Consider the following 18,940-nt stretch of genomic DNA (forward strand, 5'->3'; position numbering starts at 1 on the left):
GGCCCCATCCTTCTCCACCGGGGTGCCTGGTCACAGGTGCTGCTGGCGCCTCCTGGGCCCGTTCTGGCGCACGCCACGAGCCCGGCCGCGACGACGCGGACTGGACGGGGCTCGCGTGGCCCGGGACGCCGGCTCGTGCAGGGCCTGCTGGCCCGTGACAGCCGCACGCACCGCCTCAGGTGGGGAACCGGCCTCGAGCTGCTGCTGCGCCCACTGCTCTCGAGCAGCCTGCGAGTCCCAGGCCGTCTCAGCCGCCTGTGCCCAGGAGACGTCAGCCTGCTCCCTGCTCGTGGCCGCGGTAGGCGCCCCTCCAGAGGCGTACAGAGCCTCGCGAGCCTCAGCGGCCTCCAGGTTGGTGCGCGCGTGAGCCACCGAGCCCCGTCCTCGCGCCTCAGCGGCAGCGCCGGCATAGGCGATGCGGTACGCGGCTACGCGTCCTCTGGACGCCGCGTTCTGGTCACCAGTGACTCCGTAGCCGTTTATCAGGGCGCGCCGCTGGTGCAGCTGGAGACTGTCGAGGTAGGCCTCCGGAGCCATACCGGCTTGCTCGGCCTCACCAGCGGCCGCGCGCCTAGCCAGCTCGGTGTAGGCGCCGCTCCGGGCGGGGGAGCCGGCTAGCTGCACCGTCCCGGGCACCGTCGGCGCCACCCTGCTTCCCTGGGAGGCGAAGTGCGCAAACCACTGCTGCGGATCGGGGTAGGAGCCGTCGTGCTCAGCCTGCCAGGACCGCTTGAGCGCCTCCGTGCTGTCAGCGCCGATCACTGAGCTGATGTCGACCTGGCTGCGGTCAGTGCCCGTGGCAGCAGCCAGGTCAGCCTGGTAGCCCTCGGTCGCCTGCGCCTCAAGGTCCGGCCTGACCCGGTCGTCCAGGGACGACAGGGCCGGCGGAGCGTCCAGGTCGTAGCCCTCGGCCGCCAGCGAGGAGTACAGCCTGTGGGCCCACTGCCTGCTGGCGGCGTCCTCATCGAGGCCAGCCGCCCAGGGCGCGTCATGGGTGCTGTAGTGCTCCTTGACCCAGGCCACGGCCGTGGCCTGCTCGGCCTCCATGACGTCGACCCGAGAGGCTGAGCGTGCCGGAGGATCCTGGGACGCGGCGTCACGGCCGCGGTCCTGACTGACGTGCTCCTGGGCGGACTCATCAAGACGTCGCCCCCAGTCCTCCCGCTCTTCGCCGGCGATCGCCGGCGCAGACGCCGCCAGGACCTTGGGGTCCACGTCCTGGCTGGTGAGCGGTTGGATGGGCTGGGTGAGGTCGATGTTCCACCGCAGCTTGGCCTGCCGCTCGCACTCGGCCACCGCCCGGGCAGCCTCAGGGTCGAGCTGCGAGAAGCGCCCGGCCACGGAGTAGACGTGGGCCGCCTGCTCGACCGTCGCGGTCTCCCACCAGCCCTCATCGAGGGCCGCCCGGTAGACGGGGGCGGCCAGGCGCCGCTCACCCTCCATGACCTGGCGCAGGCGCCGCTCGTCCTCAAGGCTCTGCCTCTCGGCCCTGGTCAGGTCGCGCTGACGGCGCCTGGCCAGGAACTCGGCAACCTGCATGCCGGCCCGCCAGCCCTTGGTGATCTCCTGACTGGCCTCAGCCAGGACGTCGTCACTCATCGTCGTGCACCTTCCTTGCTCATCGAGCTACTCGTCGTGGGAATGGTCTCCTCCCAGAACGGGACGAGCCTTGTCAGCAGGGCGGTCGCCCCGGAGGCCAGCACCCACGCCCGGCCCTGGGGCAGGGAGCCGAGCTGGTCGATCGGGGCGATCTTGCGTTCCTGGGCCTCCATCGACCTCGTCGACGACGAGCCACCCTGCGAGCTGGTCGTCTGGACCTGATCGACCCAGTGAGATCCGATCAGGTCCGAGAGCATCGAGAGGAACTCCGGCTCGGAATTGCCTCCGCCGTAGACCTTCACGTTCGCCGCCGACCACAGCGTCTGCATCCCCTCCCGGCCCCACGCCGTGACCCCCTGGGACCAGCTCTGGAGCATCGCCTCCACCAGGATCCCCCGTGACCCGAAGTGCGAGTACTGGGCCGGCAGCTGGCTCCACCGGCAGACGTTCGCCGCCTCGTCCAGCTCCACCAGGACCGGAACGCTCAGCCGGCCGCCGCTCTGACGCTTGGCATACTCCATCGCGGTCTCGGTGAAGACCATCGTCAGGGCCGTCACCACAGGGGCAGCGCTCACCGGCCCCTCCTGGCTGAGCAGGTAGAGAGTGTCAGAGCTGCGCACAAGATCCTCGATACGCAGCTCCGGGATCCAGTTGTTCGGCCTCACCCACGACATGGTCCGGTCGTCAGTCGTGAACCCCATGATTTGCTGCGCCCCGGCGAAGATGCCCGAACGGGTCACCTCCACCATGTTGAGCGTGGCCTGGAGCTCATCGGCCTTCTCGTACTCCCCGGCCTGGCGCAGGAGCATCACCGGCTCGTCATCACTGGGGTCGTTGACCCACCGCTTGACCGCATCCAGCCACTGCCCCGACCTGGCGGCGGCCAGCAGCAGGCGAGCCACCAGGTCACGCGCACCGGTGTCGAAGAACGGGTTGGACTGGCCCGTGGCCGGCCGGCTGGCGTCCATCAGCGCCTGCGCCATCGCAGTGGCTCGCACTGAGCTGGTGACGTAGCTCAACGGGTTCCACCAGAAGGACTGAGGCTCACCGACGATCTCCTGCGGGTCGAACACCCACACCTTGCCGCGCTCCTGACGCGCCTGACGTGTCAGCTCCACGATGTCGGGCTTGTTGGACGTCGCCACCACCAGGCCCGGGGCCGCCAGGATCCTGGGGACCACCCAGCAGGTCGTCTTGCCCGTCCTGGGGCCGGCGATCCCCACCCCCACCGCCTCAAAGTCGGAGTACAGGGGCCGGCTGTCACTGACCGCCCTGCCTATCGGAAGCCCGAAGCTGTCGGTGGCCACCTTCAGGCGTCGGGCGGTGGACTCCACCTGTCCCCGGCTGAGCGGCTCCGTGTCACGCCTGTAGCCCACCAGCGCCGACGCCTCGTCCCCACGCCGGCGTCGAGCACGCCCACGACGACGCACCAGATGGACCCCCAGCACCACCACCGGCAGGAGTGCCGCCACGAGACCGACGCACACCCACATACCGGGCGTTGCCTTCAGTGGCCCCTTGCCCAGCGCCAGGACCAGGTCGAAAGGGTTCCACGACGGTGAAGGCTGGCCGTTCCACCACGCCCACAGGTGCACGCCCACCTCCAGGCACACCGAGAAGACCCCGAAGGCGATCAGTCCCAGCCACAGCAGGATCGTGGACGGCTCCCACGTCCTGATCTCGTCACGCAGCCTCACTGCCCTCACCACCCTGCATCGTCCACCGCTTGTTCGTGTTGTTGATGTCCACCTCGGAGGCTGCCAGGTGCAGGTGGAACGGGACTCCCGGGGCGTCAGAGGTCTTGAGCATGAAGTTGCCCATCCCGGCCGGCGGGACGTTCTCCCCCGACGTCGGGTCCAGGCTGCCCGGTGCGTTCCACGAGCGCAGCAGGGACTGCTCCTCCTGACTGAGGTTGAACACCGTGGCGATCATGTCCATCTCCCGCGGTGGGACACCGGCGGTGAACAGCATCTTGGAGCGCTCCACGAAGCCGCGCGCCTTGACCCGGTCCTCCTCATTGGGAAGGGTGTCCATGTCGGTGATCGAGTGCGTGCACAGCATCTGCCCTACACCCACAGACCGGTTCGTGCGCGTCAGCGCGTCGATCCGGTCGACCAGGCCCGGCGAGGCGCGCATGATCCGCCACATCTCGTCCATGATGACGTTGTAGTGGCGCCGAGGCGCCACGCCCGCGTCAGCCAGGACCTGAGCGATCTCCACCGTCGCGAACCCGTACGACCAGGTGGACAACAACGTCGCGGCCTGTACGTCGCTGGACTCGTCCCTCGTCGCCGACACATCGAACACCACCGCACGGTCCATCATCATCGGCGTCGTCGTGGCCGCAGCGAAGATCCCGCCCAACCTCCCCGACAACAGGGCCATCAGGGAGGCCTCCAGGTTCTCGGTGACGTCCAGGTAGCGCTCCATCGACCCCCGGTCCAGGGCCGCGGCACGCAGCTGCGGCGGGGCCTCGCGCACCACCTCCAGCAGGTCGGCCAGCACCGGTGCCCCGCCGCGCTCCTCCAGGATCCTCACCGCAGCGTCCAGGATCACCTCCTCGCGGTCGGTGGGGGCCTGACGGCGCACGATGTGCACCAGGGATACCACCATGTTCTTCTTGCGCTCGTGCGCCGCCTGGAGCAGCGCCGCCCGCTCCTGCGGGTGGTCGGCCAGCAGCTCCGCCGCCTCGGCCACGTTACCGGCGTCCAGCGGGTTGATACCCGCCAGCCCGTGGCCGATACGCACCACCTGACCGCCGATGGCCTCGACAGCGTCGACATAGTCCGGCTTGATGTCGCCCAAGATCATGCTGTGGATCCCTCGGTTGGCCAGCCCCAGCATGATCCTCCTGATCAACGTGGACTTCCCCAGGCCGTTCAGGCCCATCACCATCGCCGAGGGCGCCGAGATGATCCGCCGCTCGAACCACGCCATGTGGTCCGCGCAGACGGTCCCGGGCCCGTTGAGGTTCTCACCCAGGATCACCCCCTCAAGCGGGGTCGCCCCGCCAACCACGAACGGGTACAGGCCGCACGCCTGCACCGAGGTGGTGCGGAACATCCGCACCCTCGGCATCATCGCGGCCCGGCCGCCTCCCGGCCCCGCCGGCCCCAGGGCGCCGGCGGCCGGCGAGGAGCCGCCCCCGGTCAGCAGCCCCCACATCTGGCCGGCGACCTCGACCGCCCCGCGGGCCACACCCGCCAGAGCCTTGAACCCGTCCATCAGCGCGTCCTCCTCCTCATGTCCTGGTCTCCCGGCCGGAGCCCCAGCGGCAGCCCCACAGCGAACCCGGAGTCCTGGGCGCCCCACGCCTCACGGATCAGTAGGCGGCTGGAGGCCGCCAGCGACTCCACCGGCGCCGCCGCGTCCTCCACGTCACCCGACGTCGTGGTGCACGTGATGACTGCCCCGAAGTCGAGCAGCCCGCCCCCGGCGGCCTCCTCATCAGCCATCTGGCGAGCCACCTGCGCCTCACGCATAGCTCGGGCGCTCGGGTTACCGCCGCTGGTATACAGCCGTGCGTTGGCCTGGTTCACGTCGTTGTCGATGATCGACGGGGCCATGGCGGCGTCAATCGGGCGGTAGAGCCACGTCACCCGCTTGCGCTCGACACTCGGGTGCAGCCCCAGGATGGGCTCCAGCACCCTGAACTGCACCGTCCCCGACGGCGGTGAGCTCATGGTCCACACCCTCGAGACACCCGAGTCGTGCTCATACCGGTCCCGGCCGGTGTCGTGCCCGGCAGGACCGCACTGGCCCCACTCAAGAGCAGCCGTCTCGCCCCGCGAGGCCGCAGCATCGAACAGAGCGGCGCTAACCGGGTCGTGAGCCACCCGCACCATCTGGCACAGCTCGCCAGCCGTCATCAGGTGCACCGGCCCTGTACCGGCGTGCTGAAGCGTCTGGGTCAAGCCCGGAAGCCGAGCCGCGATCTCCTGCTCAGCCAGGTCCTGCTTACCGGCCCCCAGCGCCGCAGGAGAGAACGTCAACGTGGCCCACACCTTGATGTCCACGGCCCCCTGCGCAGAGGAGTCCACCACCTCACTGATCACCCGGCGGGCGGCCTCCGGCGCCCCAGGCGCCGACTGGCGCGCCATGGCCCGCCGAAGACGCTCCCCGGAGTCCGGGCAGGTCTCCACGGTCACCGACGCGGCCACCACAGCCGCCTCACCCGACAGGTTCCCCAGCCAGTGCCCGAACAGGGCGACCAGGTCATTGGCCTGATCCAGGTCCACCAGTCCCGTCCCCGGAGGGGACAGGGCCATCACCACTGCCAGGGACTTGTCCCCGTGATGGATCAGCGCGAACGGGCGCCCTACGGAGTCCGTGTGCTCACTCAGGGTCGAGCGCCACAGCACCCCCGGCAGCCGGAAGCCGCCAGTGGTGTAGCGAGGCGCCAAGGGCCCCGACACGTACCGGGTACTCCCGGCCCGCACCGAACGACGAAACCGCAGCCTCTCAGCACCCCGGTCCAGCAGCGACATCCCGTGCTTGTCCTTCGTCGTCACCAAATACAGCACACCAGCCTCAACCAGCAGCACCACACCGGCCCATACGACGCCCTTGATCATCATCACCATGATCACCACGACCAGACCGGCGAGCGCTGCCATCGTCTCCAGCATGGTCAGCGCGCCGATACCCGCCGACCGGGGCTCACGCCACCCGCCGTAGGTACGCACCTCGGCCTTCACCTGCGCCTGAACAGCAGCACTCATCTCCTGTGCACCTCTCTCGCTCCTGTTGACTGTCTACCCCCACTACCACCGGCAGCACCGCCGCCGGAACGCGCCCCACTTGAGGCCCCGCGCCCGCCCTGGACACCGGACGACCCCGCCGCACCGGGCGCAGCCACCGGAGCGGCACCCCCAGCACCGGTGGTCTGCTCGGCCACGCTCTTGGCGGCACCCACACCAGCACCCACGACCTTGGCGCCAGCCGCGATCCCGGCCCCCACAGGACCAGCCGCCGCAGCAGCGCCACCACCAGCAGCAGCCGCACCGCCGCCGGCCGCAGCGCCGCCGCCACCACCGGCGGCGCCAGCAGCTCCACCACCAGAAGCGCCACCGGCCCCGCCGGCCGCGGCTCCACCGCCGCCACCAGCAGCACCGCCCGTAGGCGCCGCACCGGTAGGCGCCTGCATCGACTGCGGCTGACTCGGTGGGCTGGAGGACGAGCCCCCACCGCCACCGCCACCGCTTCCGCCGGAGCCGCCCTGGAACATGGACCGGTTCGCCACGTTCACCGCGCCCGTGGCCAGCATCCCGCCGAGCAGGCCGCCAGTACCCCCACCGCCACCGAGGTTCGCCGTCACCGGCACCAGGAACATCACCAGCGCAGGCAGCGCCACAATCGCCAGGATCAGGAAGATGATCCCCATCAGAAACTTCCCGATATCGTCGCTGAAGCTGTAGGAGTCCCCCGACAGCAGCTTCAGCGAAGCCGCGTAGATCGTCGACGCCGTCGGCTTGAAAGCGATGAGAGCCATCGTCCAGGCCATGTACTTGTTGAACCACTGCTGGCCCCACTTCGTCGTCGACGCAGCCGCAGCCAGCGGCGAGAAACCAGTCAGAAGAGTCAGCAGCCCCGAGCGGACGAACATCAAGAAAACCTGCACGATGTTCGAAAGCAACGCGATCAGGCCCCCGACGATGAGCATGATCATGCCCAGCTGCCCGGTCTGAAACAGTCCCATGTCCAGGATCTTGGTCAAAAACTTCCCGTCATCCTGAGACCCAGCCTGCTCAATGATCCACGGCGAGTACAGGTCCCCGATCTCAAGCATCAGCTGCGTGATCGTCGGGAAGGCCGCCCCCACCACGATCAGGCGCAGCAGACCGCCCTGCGCGTCCTGCAACGGCTCGACCCGCTGCCGCCAGGCCATCTGCATAGCAGCGACCACCAGCGACACGATGGCGATCACAATCACCAGCCACCGCTGGTGCTCCTGAATGAACGACGCCACCGACTCATCGCCACCGACATTCGTCTTGACGTTCACCCAGATCGTGCCCAGGGACACCAGGGTCTTATTCACACCGTCCGTGATGTGCTCAGCCCACTTCGAGACGATGTCGTCCCCGGCCTGAGCGACCGTCTCGCTGACCTTGCACGAGACCTCCCAGAAGTGGCAGTCACTCATATCAGATGTTCCACTCCGTGAAACCGCCCGCCGCCACGGACGCCACCGGCTCCTGCCCCCAGGCGTTGGACGCCGGCGCCACGACCTTCCAGTCGCCGTTCTCCCAGCGCAGGAGAACCGGCCAGGACACCAGCCCCTCGTCCGAAGAACGCCCGGTCCTCACCGCCAGGGTCACGACGACCTCGTCAGAGCTGCGGACGTCGACCTTGAAACCCTTGATCCCCACCGGGCTGGTGGTCGACCCGTCCCAGCCGTCATCAACCTGACGAGCCAGACGGTCCCTGTCCTCCCCCTCAGCCATCAGCGTCGTGATGACCTCAGGCAGCCTCTGCTGCGAGGAGAACCACTTCATCCAGTTCGCCGACGCAACCACCGCCCCCGTAGGGGAGTGGGCGAAGCACCGGCTGATACCCGTGCGGATACCCGGCCCCGCACCATCAACCACCGGGACACCAACCCCCGGGGCGATCGTGGTGATATCACCTACGGGCGCCTGCACCGGGACCTGCTGGTCCCCCGCCGCCAGGCCGCACACCGACGCCGACGCACCCTCACCGGCAGAAGCACCACCAGCCCCCGCGGCGCCCTCAGACGCTGCCGGCGCCGGCGCAGCCGAAGGAGCCGGCGAACCACGACCGGCGCGGCCGCCGCCGCTGACGACGCGGCCACCAACCACCCAGCCGCCAGCAGCAAGAATGACCACCAGGAACACCACCGCAGCAATGAACCACGGCGACGTAAACGGACTACTGCTCTTCTGACCGGCACCCTCCGGGCTGCCAGCCGACACGTTCCCCCCGCTCATCACTGCAACGCCTGAATCAGAGAGCCGGCCGCGCCGCACACGATCGCGGCGGCCATGACGAAACCCAGGGCCTTGGCGTGGTCCTCACCCTCACCGCGCCTGTTATTGATCGCGAGCTTCGCGGCCACGGCCACCAGCCCGAAGATACAGATGGCGAAGCAGACCCATTTGGACCAGCCGATAATCGTGTCCGTCTTCGTCGCCACACCAGGAGGCGCCACCGGGCCCGAGTCCACAGGCACAAGACCCGCCTGCAGAAGACGGGTGTGCACATTCGCCACAGCACCGAGAACGACATCATTCATGAGCTCTTCCTCTCATCGTTGTTGATCTTGTTGATGGTCTTGATGATCCGGCGCACGCGCAGACCCCTGTGCGCCTCGCTCGGCTGGCTCAGCCGCCACGACGCCTGCCACGGCACGCGCAGCACCACGGGAAACGCCCCGCTCACGTCACGCACCAGCCGCGCAAGAGGCTTCGGGCGACGCCGGCCCGGGGCGTCCGCCCCCAGGACCAGCCCCAGGAGCTCCACCCCCGGAACCGTGCCCTCCAGCCACTCCACGGCCGCAGCCCGAGCGGCCTCCAGCCCGGCAGCATGAGTCCGCGCCGCCACCAGCACCCGCACGCCCTCACCAGGCACAGCCGGCACCGGCCACGACACCCCCGCGTCCCCCGCGCCCAGCAGACCCGCCCACGTCGAGGTCCCAGCCCCACCATGAGCCCCAACGACCCACAGCGCCGACCCCCGAACCTGCACACGCCCCAGACGCCGCGACGCCGACACCTCAGCCCCGCTGGCCCACCTGCGGTAGTCCACGCCCAGCACCTCCACGCCGTCACTGACCGGCTCAGGAGGTGCAGGCTCCTGCACCCACGGATTGCTTCCCATGCCCATCACGTAGAACGTGGGCGCACGACACCCGCCTACAACAAGGGAAGACACCACCACCCTCCGGTACCGTGGTGCCCACCACACCCAAAAGCACGAAGAAAACAGGGGGAAACAAGCCATGGCGGTAGCAGGGGTCCAGCACCACTGGGCAGTCACCCGCGGAAACAACCCAGACACCAAGCCCTACTACTGCCCCCTCCACGAGTCACGACACTTCGCCGCGGTCACCCTCTACCAGCGCCTCCTCCAGCCCGTCCCCGACGACGCAAACGACTACTGGGTCCGCCTCGCCGACATGGCCGTCGTCATCCCCGAGCGGGAAGCCAGCTTCTTCTACCAGCTCTCCCTGCTCGCTCAAGCCACCTGGATCCCCGTCGACCACGACATCGACCTGGACGCCATCCTCGCCAAGGCCCGCACCGAGCTCGCCACCCACCCCACCCCAACCATCACCGGAGACCACGCCGACCCCCGCGTCCTAGGTCGCCCAGCCATCACCACCGCCCCCACCCTCACCAACATCAAGACCCAAGGCACCTGGGCGGTCACCCTCGAGGCCGACGACCCCAACGACGGCGTCGACGACATCTGGGTAAGCCCCATCTACGCCGACGAGCCCCCCACCACCTACGCCCAGGCCCGCGACCGCTACCTCACCGTCGCCAAGGACCTCAACAGAGTCGTCCCACCCGACCCCGAACCCACCACCGGCATCCGCTTCTGGTACACCCTCGAGACCAGCGCCTCCACCCCCTGGTACCCCGACGACATCAACATCGACCCCACCCAGGCCATCACCCAGCTCTACGACCAGCTCACCCAGTAAAAACCCCACCACCAAAAGAAAAAGTTTCAGGGTGACACAGTGTCACCCTGAAACCATATGTGGCCACAATCACATCTACGTGGTTGGTTGGAACGCCTCGACCACCTCCCGAGCCCGCTCAGCCACCTCCTCAGACCCCAGCGCCACAATCGGAGCCTTCGTGCCTCGACGCGACCCGATCAGCAGCGTCATCCACGCCCGAGCACACGCCTTCGACGCCCCCAGGTCCGCCAGGCGAGAGTCATTAGCCGCCGCCGTCTGCCGCCTCGACTCACCCCACGCCAAAGCCAGCTCCGTGACCCTCCGGGTCCCGGCCCACGCCAACGGCTCCGCCATCCCCGCATCCACCAGAGCGTTCACCAGTCCCGACATCACCACCTGAAAATCATCCAGCCCCACCGCCGACACCTCCAGCGCACCCGGCAGACCACTGCCCTCCGGAACCAGCCCCGGCTCCACCGACGTCACCGACACACCCTCAGGCGGCAGGCAGTCACGCCCCTCCAAGGTCGCTGTCCTCGTGATCCGGGTCCACATCGCCCACGGCGAGTCCGCGATCGCGATCCCCCTGGCGTTCAAACGCATCACCTCCCAGGCCCAGCCCATCGTGTCCGCCTTCGACTCCCGCCGACTCAACCCACCAAACCGCATCCCCTGATGCACCGACCCCGCAAACTGACTCTCAACCGCCTTGTCCAGGCTCCGAGCCACCACAGCCATCGACTCACCCACCCACTCCTCGCAGATAGCCCCCAGAACCGCCTCCCGCAGCCCCGGGTTGTCCCCAGTAACCACCCACGGCCCATCCGGGTCAACATCCGGGACCGCGAACCGGTACACCCGCACGTCCTCATCCACATCCTCATCAGCCCCCGTCTCCACAGGCAGCAGACGAATCAAGTTCGCCCCCTGACGCTGCCTACGACGACGAAGCCGACGCACCAGAACACCCCGATCCTCCATCCGAGCCAGAGCCCGCTTCACCGACCGCTCCGACACGTGCGCATGAGCCGCCAACCAAGCCACCGACGCAATCACCTCACCACGCCAGTCAGCCAACCGCGCCAGCTCCATCACCACAGCCGTATCCGCCGGCTTAAGCCCCTCCAAGGACTCCACCCACACCGGCCACGACACCCGCGTCTCCTCACTCACGACGCAACCTCCCCAACCTCAGCCTGCCTCCACTGCTCAACCAGCTCGCCGGCCAGGCTCATCTGCCTGGCCCGCCCCACATCGGGATGCTCACGCCGCACCTGCTCCCAGGCCCGCTCAGCCAGCTCCTGATCCCGTGTCCGCGGCGGCTCAACGACCTTCACCGCCCGCCGGGCGACCTCAACCTGTCCCTCACCCGCCGCCACCAGCGCCGCTGGCGCCAGTGTCGGATCCACCTTGTGCCTCAGCCGCCAGGCCACCAGCCGCGACAGGTGTCCCACCGGCTCAGGTAGGTCCTCGTCCAGCGCCGAACGGATCTCGCTCGGCCTCCAGCCGGCCTCGACCCGCTCCCGCAGCAGCCTGGCCACCTCCGAGGCGCCCTGCGGGTCCGACGCGACCCTCAGCATGCTCGCAGGCAGGCACGACCCCAGCAGGCCACGAGCCTCAGCCGGCAACCCCGGATCACCACCCACAGGGCCATCGACGGCTCGCTCAACACCAGAAACACCCTCAGAAGGTGCCTGTGAGGCCCGTGAAGAGGATTTCACACCCGATCCGTGTCCGCGATTGGGTGAGGCTCCGATAGGCCGCTCACGAGGCTCCTGCGACCTCGACGGCTCCGTGCCCGACTCGGGGCTCGGCGCGGGGCCGGTCCGGGACGTGCCGCGGCCAGCCGGCTCCTGGGTACTCGGGTGCTTCACGCCGCCGGGCGAGGCGCCCCGCCGAGCCCGGCCGGCGCCCGACGCCTGTCGAGCACGATCCCGACCCGCCCCGACCGACCCCGACCGCGAACCGGCGCCCGCGCCTGGTGACACCACCTCGGCCCGGTCAGGTCCGGTCTGGTCTAAAGACTCTTCTTCCGAACGTAGTGAGGAAGAAGGTTTGGTATCCCGTAGGGATAGTGCCGCGCTTGACCGTGCCACGGTGGAGCGCGGCACGGTGCGACCTGCGGAAACACCCTGTTTGCCCAGGTCAGACCGTGCGGCACCTGTTGCCGCACGGCGACCATCATCAGACAAGTTATCCACAGGCCCCTCGGAAGGGGTGCGTTTGCCCAGGTCAGACCGTGCGGCACCATCTGCCGCACGGTGCGACCTGCGGATACGCGACCCGCACGACTGCCTCGGCTCCTCAGGGTCAACCACACCCGCCCGCTGCTCCTCAGGCAGCTCCGACAACGCCGTAGCCCGCCCTATCGACACGTCCGAGAACACCGTCACCGTCCGGATCCGGCCACCCTCACGACGCACCGTGAACCGGTGCCGGTAACCAGCCTCCTCCAGCTCACCCAGAGCCGCCCGCACGGCCTTCTCACCCATACCCCGGCCAGCGAACGCCCGGTAACCCAGATCCGCCCCCGGAGCAGTCGATAGAGCCCTCGCAAGAATCCCCAGAGCCCCGTACGAGATCGACGAGTCCCACACCACCTCATTAGGCAGCGCTGTGGCACCCTTACGAACAACGAAGTACTCACTCACAGCACCCACCCCCCAACCAGAACAGGACCCCCATGCACTTCTGGCAGATCGCCCCCGACGCCCGACAGCACCTCGACAAAGCCATCAACGACGCCTTCAAGCTCGGCGACACCGTCAAGATCGAGCAGGCCCCCGACGGGACCTTCCGCGTCACCTCCCCGGCACTCATCCCCTACGGCGACCCCAACCGCCACGACGGCGTCACCCTCTCCGTACTCGACAGGTACATCCCCACCACAGGAGACGTCGACAGGCTCGCCAACCTCCTCGACGTCGCCCTCAAATGGCAGAGCTACATCGTCATCACCAGCCACACCGACCAGGACGAAGGCCTCTCCTGGCTCATCCACAGCCCCGACTCCTACGCCACCACAGCCGAAGGCAAGGCCGACGCCGCCCTCGAAGCCGAAACCGACGACATCGATGCCCTCGAGGCCGCCGACGTCGACGTGGACTGACTGTCCTGCTCCCAACGGTCCCCGGCCTGCGCCGTCACGCTTAGCGCTCACTGCTCCTCAACACCCTTCCAATAAGCCGGCACCACGCCGACGGAACTGCCTTCACCTAGGACCATGACCGGGGTGAGCACACTGCACACCCCACGGCCCGGAGGCAGCACCTCGCCGCCCCTACCCATAGCCGCGCCATCCACCGCCACACCTGCTTGTAGCCCCTCAAACACAGAAACCTCCCACTCGTAAACAACACGAATGTGATTCAAGAAAACAAGAAGAAATGAAGAACAATTAACGGGTAGACCCTCAGGTCCCCGCGGGCCCCTCATACTCGGGCACAGCCACGTACTCACCAGGCCGACCCGGTCGAACCCGTGCACCGGCCACCACGCCAGCCGCAAACCGCGCCACGCTGAGGACCCAGCAAGCGACGATCATCACCACGTAGGCAGCCCCAACACGCACGCCGAGCGGCGCGGTCGCAGGCAGGAACACCGCGACAACCGCCGGCCACAGCCCCACCAGCCCCGCCCCGGCCACCAACCACCACCAGCAACGACGCCGGACAAGCCGCATGAACCGCACGCGCCCGACCAGCCCAGCCATCACCACCAGCGCGGCGAACGGCACCCACGACACCGGTCGCAGCATCAGCAGAACCAACAGCCCCAGCAGGCAGGCCAGCTCTGCACGCAGCAGCCCCAACGCCACAGGCACCCACTCGGACGCCGAGAGGTCTCTTGGCGGGCGCTGCTCCGCCGCCTCGGCCCACAGGCCCACAAGCAGACCGGTACTGAACATCACCCACAAGCCAGCCGCCACCGACGAGCTCATGACCCCGACACCACCCGGACAGCCCGCCCCTCAGACCGAGCCTCAACCAACACGGGAGCCGCAGCCTCACGACGCGCAGCCCTGCCGCGCAGAAGCTCCGCCACCCCAACCGCGCCCAGGAGGGACGCGACGATGAGTAACCAGCACCACCACGGCACCACGTCCAGCACAAGCCAGCAGAACTCAGGAGAAAACACCATCACGACCACCTCGCATCTCGCCGCAGGAATACTTGTCGTAGGTCACAGGAACAATTCGGGACGGGTGGGAGGGCACCAGCCCGGGCGCCCTCCCACCCCGGCCAGGCGACGCACCACCGCCACCTGGCCACCAGGACCAGCAGAAACCACCTACCGGCCCCACCAGGGCAACGACGGACCACCCGTCGCGTCCCAAGGAAGCAACGGCGGAAGGCCCGCCGCGCCCCCAGAAAGGAACAGGCCAATGACCGACCTGCCCCAGCTCACACAAGCCCTCTGGCGCACCAAGCGAGCAGGAGGACACCGCGTCCTCTACCGCTTCACCCTCGACGCCGGCGGCCGCACCCACGAGCTCGACAGCGTCCTCGCCGCCGAAGGAGAACCACCCTGGACCCTCCTCATAGCCCTCATCGGCCCCCACCACTGGGCCCACACCTACAACATCACCATCAGCCCCGGCGGCGGCCTCAGGGCCGACGCCTTCCTCGCAGCCGACTACAGCCGCCTCCTCGAAGCCCTCAACATCGGAGGCAGCGGCACCAGGCCATGGCCCGCCAGCCTGCTCCTCGAAGCCGCCGACCACGGCGCCAGCAAAGCCCGACCCCGAACCTGGATCCCGCCCAACGAGCTCCCCAAAGCCGCACGCACCAACATCGAGGAAGAAGACAAGATCTACTTCCTCAGATGGCGGCCCTGGGAGAACGACCCCCTCCGAGACGGCCCCAGCCCCAAGAACTACGACAAGACCCGCAAGCTGCTCGGCAAGGACATCGCCGACCACTGCCGAACCCACCACATCAGCTCGTGCTGGACCACCCCAGACAACCCCAAACTCAAGCACTGCGAACACCGCCCACTACCCCCAGGCTGGGAAGACCCCCACTAGCAGCGTCGACGGGAAACGGCTGGTCCCAGTGCCGTCCGCAAGCCACCACTGACGTCATCAGCCGACCACCCACTCCCAGGCCACCGGCCGCCTGGCCGTGAACCCCTCCAACGGGTCCCGGCGAAGACGACCCCGGCCGAGAAACGACGCCAGGACATCCACCTGCTCCTCACTCGGCCCGTCAACACACAACGCCTCAACTGCGCCCACCACGGCCTGCCCCCACGGAGCAGCCGGAACCAGCGACATCGACAGCACAGGCGACAGCCCCTGCCCAGCCGCCCACCGCCAGGCCTCCTCCACCTCAGCCACGGACGGCACCCCCGGGATACCGAAGAACGTCATGCTCAGCCTGAACGACTCCGGATGCTCCCCAGCCTCGGCGAACCAGTCGTGCCCCGAGGAGGACACCCTGGCCACGCACGGGAACGGCACATCAAAGTCGCTGTACCACGGCCGCACCAACGGCCGCATCCACCCAGGCAGCACCGGACACTCCAACCACGCATCCGGACGAAGCAGCACCCCACCAGACGAGAAAGCCTCCAACGCCCTGGACCACTCCACCCAAGCCTCCACAGGCCAACGACTCAGATACCCCTCATCAACACCCGCAACCTGACACACCTCCCGCACACAAGCAGGCAAAGCCTCAACAGCCCACACCGAGCAGCCACCAACCCCACCAGGAACAAGCTCACGCACGAAGTGCTCACGAGCCTCAACATCCGCAGTACTCACATCCCCAACACCAGCCATCACAACAACGCCCCCTGACCAGGCAAAACCCCACCCACCGAAGAACCAGCAGACAAAGACACCGACACCGACGACCTGCTCGCACCACGACGGCGTGCGCCCACAACCCACGACAAGCAATAAGGGTGAGAGGGCGCTACCAACGCCCCCTCACCCCAGCCCAGCGGCAACAAACCAAAACCGCCGGACCACCGAGACCGGGCAGACCGAAACCCGAGCCTCGAAAGAGACAGGCAGGACCCACCTGCCGTCCCCACCGGAGCGACGACGGACCGACCGTCACGCCCCACGGAAGCGACGGTGGAAAGGCCACCGCGCTCCACTGAAGCAACGACGGAACCGCCGCCGTGCTCCAAGAAAGGAAAGCCACCATGGCTCACAACATCCTCAAACCCCTCAAAAACCTCCTCCGCCGGCCCACCAGCGACACCGACGTCACCCCCACCAGCAGAACAGGAACCACCGGACTCGATATCCGACCCGCCGCGACGCAGGAAGAAGTACAGGCAATCCGCACCCTCCTCACCGAACAGGTCCCGTATCCAAACTTCGTTCCGCTCCCAGAAGTCCTGCCCAACCGGCACAACCACCTGCACCGGGAACTGATAGGAGCTTGGCGCGACAGCCACCTCATAGGAGCCGCCTTCATCGGACCCGCCGAACAAGAGGCCCACAACCTCGTAGGACCCACAGCGCACCACGACGCCGAGGTGATCCTCCGCGACGTGGCCATGACCCACAGCCTCGCCGTAGAACCCACCCACCGAAGGACCGGCACCGCCCTGGCCATCAAGCACCACCTCAACACCTGGGCGCGCGACCACAGCGCACACCTGATCCTCGCCGTCCCAATGAACCAGGCGTCCCGCAACCTCAACCAGGCAGCCGACTACATCCTCCTCCCACCGGACATCACGCTCATCATGCAGATCAAGGCACACGCAAGCGCCCACGGATTCCCCGCGAAAGAAGGCACCACCTGGGCGCTTCGCATCCTCGACCAGGCAACCGACCCTCCCATCCGCGTGGGAGTACACCAACCGATGCCCCACGCGAACCGGGGCGAACACCACATCCTGAGCGTCCAGTTCCTCAACTGACACCACGCACTCGGCCCACGACCGACCCCCACCAGCACCCATCACAACAACACCCCCTGACCAGGAAGCTCCACACCCTCAACACCGGGCACCGACGACACCGAAGGTGCCGACGGGCCTACCGGACTCAGAAGCGCCTCGACGTTGGAACGACGGAACCGCATGCGGCCAGATGGATACCTCACGACCTCGATGAGGCCGTCTCGTCCCCAACGTCGCAGCATCGGCTGGCTGAGACCCGCTTCTGGATACTGCTCAACTACCTGACGAGCAGTGAGGAGATCGCCAGGCATTCGCCTGTACGATTTTCGTTCAGTCATACGTTCATGATGAACTGTGTGGTGGCGTACGTCAAGCGTTGTATTGCACGCAAATCGTGCATATGTTACGTTTGTTGCATGACGTTCGTTAGTGCTCAAACCGTTCAAGCGGTGCGAGGCGTGCATGGCGAGGGAGGGGCTGTGATGTCGATCGATCAGGCCCTGGGCTTCACCGTGAACCAGTACCTCTTCGCCCATGGGATGACGCGAGCCGACCTCGGGGAAGTCTTAGGGGTGGCGGGCTCCAATGTGTCTAACCGTCTACGAGGTAAAAGTCGTTGGACTGCTGCCGACCTCGTCGTCGTCGCCGAGCTCTTCGGGGTGGGGGTTGCTGACCTCTATCCCACCCGCAGCGCCGAGGGTTGGGTTCCGGCACCTTACGTTCCGGGCACAAGTAAGGCCCCGGTCCCTGGTGGGGCCGAGGCCGGTGCGGTACCCCCTGTGGGGCTCGAACCCACGACCTTCGGATTAAAAGTCCGCAGCTCTGACCAACTGAGCTAAGGGGGCGCACCGACGGCCGGAAGCAGAGTCCAGACGCCATCGGCAGGGGCCAGCATAACCGGACAACCGACCGCTGTGTCGAACTCGCCGCGCCGCTGGCCCCTCAGCTCACCGCTGGCCCCTCAGACTCGCCGCCCGCCTCGGTCGCCGGGCCGTCGGCCGGAAGTGAACCGGTGGGGGACCGGTGTCCCGGTCGCGAGACAATAGGGCCGCGCGTCGTCGCCGGCGTGCCCGCACCGCGTGAGGAGTCCCCATGGCCCGCCAGTTCCACCGCCCCGCCCGGCTCGACCCCGAGGCCGCCGAGCAGATCGAGGGCAGCGCCGACACCGCCGTCGCCTCCGAGCTCGCCCATCGCGCGGCCCAGGCCCTCATCGGCGGCTTCCCCGGCACCGAGAGCGACGACGACCCCATCACCCGCTCCGGCGTCGTCGCCGCGGTCGCCACCAACGGTGTCGACGACATCGCCGAGCTGTGGGCCGACTCCCCGGCCACCACCCTGCCTGGCACCCTGTGGCGCCTGTTCCTCGTGCGCGAGTGGGTCCGCCGAGACCCCGAGCTCGTCGCCCGCCGCTACGCCACTGTCGTCGACCTCACCGGGACCGACGATGCCACCAGCGCCCGCCTCGAGACCGCCCTCGCGCAGGCGCGCGCCGTGCCCGCTCCCGCCGAGCTGCGCGAGCGCCTCGACGTCGTGCTGACCGGCGGAGTCGAGGACTCCGTCACCGAGATCGCCCCGCTGCTGACTGCGACCGCCGACTTCCTGCGGGCGCTTGCGGCCGGCTCCAACCCCGTGTGGATCGAGGACGACGCCGACGAGCTCGCCGACCGCGTCACCCGCCGCGACTCCGCCCTCCTGGCCACCGCCGACGAGTTGACTGACTCCGCCCGCCGCGCCGCCGCAGGCCTGCTCGACTGAGAGGGACTGCGTCGGGGCTATCCGGGCGCGGGATGTCCAAATCTGTCACAAAGGCCCGAGGTGAGCGTC

The 18,940-nt window shown here is 68.1% G+C and carries 17 protein-coding genes and 1 tRNA gene; 5 read left to right on the forward strand and 13 right to left on the reverse strand.

The annotated features are described in order from the left end of the window. Positions 1-30: 30 nt before the first annotated feature. Genes EL340_RS13535 through EL340_RS13570 form a run of 8 tightly spaced genes read right to left on the reverse strand, consistent with a single transcriptional unit; the run spans position 31 to position 9,438 of the window. Positions 31-1,599 (reverse strand): hypothetical protein, encoded by a 1,569-nt coding sequence (locus EL340_RS13535; RefSeq protein ID WP_126415057.1) that lies wholly within the window; start codon positions 1,597-1,599, stop codon positions 31-33. Continuing rightward, positions 1,596-3,296, reverse strand: a complete 1,701-nt coding sequence (locus tag EL340_RS13540; RefSeq protein ID WP_126415058.1) for a type IV secretory system conjugative DNA transfer family protein — start codon at positions 3,294-3,296, stop codon at positions 1,596-1,598. The genes EL340_RS13535 and EL340_RS13540 overlap by 4 nt, the downstream gene beginning before the upstream one ends. Further along, complete coding sequence (locus tag EL340_RS13545; protein ID WP_232023104.1) at positions 3,283-4,824, reverse strand: putative type IV secretion/conjugal transfer ATPase; 1,542 nt, start codon at positions 4,822-4,824, stop codon at positions 3,283-3,285. The genes EL340_RS13540 and EL340_RS13545 overlap by 14 nt, the downstream gene beginning before the upstream one ends. Continuing rightward, positions 4,824-6,320 carry an SCO6880 family protein gene (locus EL340_RS13550; protein ID WP_126415059.1) on the reverse strand — a complete coding sequence of 499 codons (1,497 nt, stop codon included), beginning with the start codon at positions 6,318-6,320 and terminating at the stop codon, positions 4,824-4,826. Before EL340_RS13550 ends, EL340_RS13545 begins: the two co-directional genes overlap by 1 nt. After that, complete coding sequence (locus EL340_RS15035) at positions 6,317-7,744, reverse strand: hypothetical protein (protein WP_164719402.1); 1,428 nt, start codon at positions 7,742-7,744, stop codon at positions 6,317-6,319. The genes EL340_RS13550 and EL340_RS15035 overlap by 4 nt, the downstream gene beginning before the upstream one ends. A gap of 1 nt (position 7,745) precedes the next feature. Further along, on the reverse strand, positions 7,746-8,549 hold the full coding sequence (locus tag EL340_RS13560) for a DUF8175 domain-containg protein (protein ID WP_126415060.1): 804 nt from the start codon (positions 8,547-8,549) through the stop codon (positions 7,746-7,748). After that, the gene (locus EL340_RS13565; protein ID WP_126415061.1) at positions 8,549-8,854 is read right to left on the reverse strand and encodes a hypothetical protein; all 306 of its coding nucleotides are present in this window, start codon (positions 8,852-8,854) and stop codon (positions 8,549-8,551) included. The genes EL340_RS13560 and EL340_RS13565 overlap by 1 nt, the downstream gene beginning before the upstream one ends. Next, positions 8,851-9,438 (reverse strand): DUF6668 family protein, encoded by a 588-nt coding sequence (locus EL340_RS13570; RefSeq protein WP_126415062.1) that lies wholly within the window; start codon positions 9,436-9,438, stop codon positions 8,851-8,853. The genes EL340_RS13565 and EL340_RS13570 overlap by 4 nt, the downstream gene beginning before the upstream one ends. 121 nt (positions 9,439-9,559) lie before the next feature. Between EL340_RS13570 and EL340_RS13575 the strand changes: the two genes are divergently transcribed. Beyond that, on the forward strand, positions 9,560-10,267 hold the full coding sequence (locus EL340_RS13575; RefSeq protein WP_126415063.1) for a hypothetical protein: 708 nt from the start codon (positions 9,560-9,562) through the stop codon (positions 10,265-10,267). Between the two features lie 75 nt (positions 10,268-10,342). Here the strand turns inward: EL340_RS13575 and EL340_RS13580 are convergent, their stop codons facing one another. Then, positions 10,343-11,422, reverse strand: coding sequence for a helix-turn-helix domain-containing protein (locus EL340_RS13580; protein WP_126415064.1), 1,080 nt, complete (start codon positions 11,420-11,422; stop codon positions 10,343-10,345). Continuing rightward, on the reverse strand, positions 11,419-11,829 hold the full coding sequence (locus EL340_RS13585) for a hypothetical protein (protein ID WP_126415065.1): 411 nt from the start codon (positions 11,827-11,829) through the stop codon (positions 11,419-11,421). The genes EL340_RS13580 and EL340_RS13585 overlap by 4 nt, the downstream gene beginning before the upstream one ends. Before the next feature lie 1,103 nt (positions 11,830-12,932). Between EL340_RS13585 and EL340_RS13590 the strand changes: the two genes are divergently transcribed. Next, positions 12,933-13,358, forward strand: a complete 426-nt coding sequence (locus EL340_RS13590) for a hypothetical protein (protein WP_126415066.1) — start codon at positions 12,933-12,935, stop codon at positions 13,356-13,358. A 303-nt stretch (positions 13,359-13,661) separates the two neighbouring features. On the opposite strand, the gene EL340_RS13595 is transcribed toward EL340_RS13590, so the two are convergent. Continuing rightward, a complete protein-coding gene (locus EL340_RS13595) occupies positions 13,662-14,189 on the reverse strand; it encodes a hypothetical protein (RefSeq protein ID WP_126415067.1) in 528 nt (175 codons plus the stop codon). 444 nt (positions 14,190-14,633) lie between these two features. Between EL340_RS13595 and EL340_RS13605 the strand changes: the two genes are divergently transcribed. Further along, positions 14,634-15,275 (forward strand): DUF6037 family protein, encoded by a 642-nt coding sequence (locus EL340_RS13605; RefSeq protein ID WP_126415068.1) that lies wholly within the window; start codon positions 14,634-14,636, stop codon positions 15,273-15,275. Positions 15,276-15,332: 57 nt separating this feature from the next. Here EL340_RS13605 and EL340_RS13610 read toward each other — a convergent pair whose 3' ends face one another. Next, a complete protein-coding gene (locus tag EL340_RS13610) occupies positions 15,333-15,620 on the reverse strand; it encodes a hypothetical protein (RefSeq protein ID WP_126415069.1) in 288 nt (95 codons plus the stop codon). A gap of 785 nt (positions 15,621-16,405) precedes the next feature. Between EL340_RS13610 and EL340_RS13615 the strand changes: the two genes are divergently transcribed. Beyond that, positions 16,406-17,134 carry a GNAT family N-acetyltransferase gene (locus tag EL340_RS13615; RefSeq protein WP_126415070.1) on the forward strand — a complete coding sequence of 243 codons (729 nt, stop codon included), beginning with the start codon at positions 16,406-16,408 and terminating at the stop codon, positions 17,132-17,134. Positions 17,135-17,887: 753 nt separating this feature from the next. Here the strand turns inward: EL340_RS13615 and EL340_RS13620 are convergent. After that, positions 17,888-17,961: transfer RNA gene (locus tag EL340_RS13620), tRNA-Lys, on the reverse strand. A 247-nt stretch (positions 17,962-18,208) separates the two neighbouring features. Between EL340_RS13620 and EL340_RS13625 the strand changes: the two genes are divergently transcribed. Then, entirely contained in the window at positions 18,209-18,871 is a 663-nt protein-coding gene (locus tag EL340_RS13625) for a hypothetical protein (RefSeq protein WP_126415071.1), read from the forward strand. Positions 18,872-18,940 lie beyond the last annotated feature (69 nt).

The sequence above is a fragment of the Actinomyces viscosus genome, from assembly GCF_900637975.1.
GTDB lineage: Bacteria > Actinomycetota > Actinomycetes > Actinomycetales > Actinomycetaceae > Actinomyces > Actinomyces viscosus.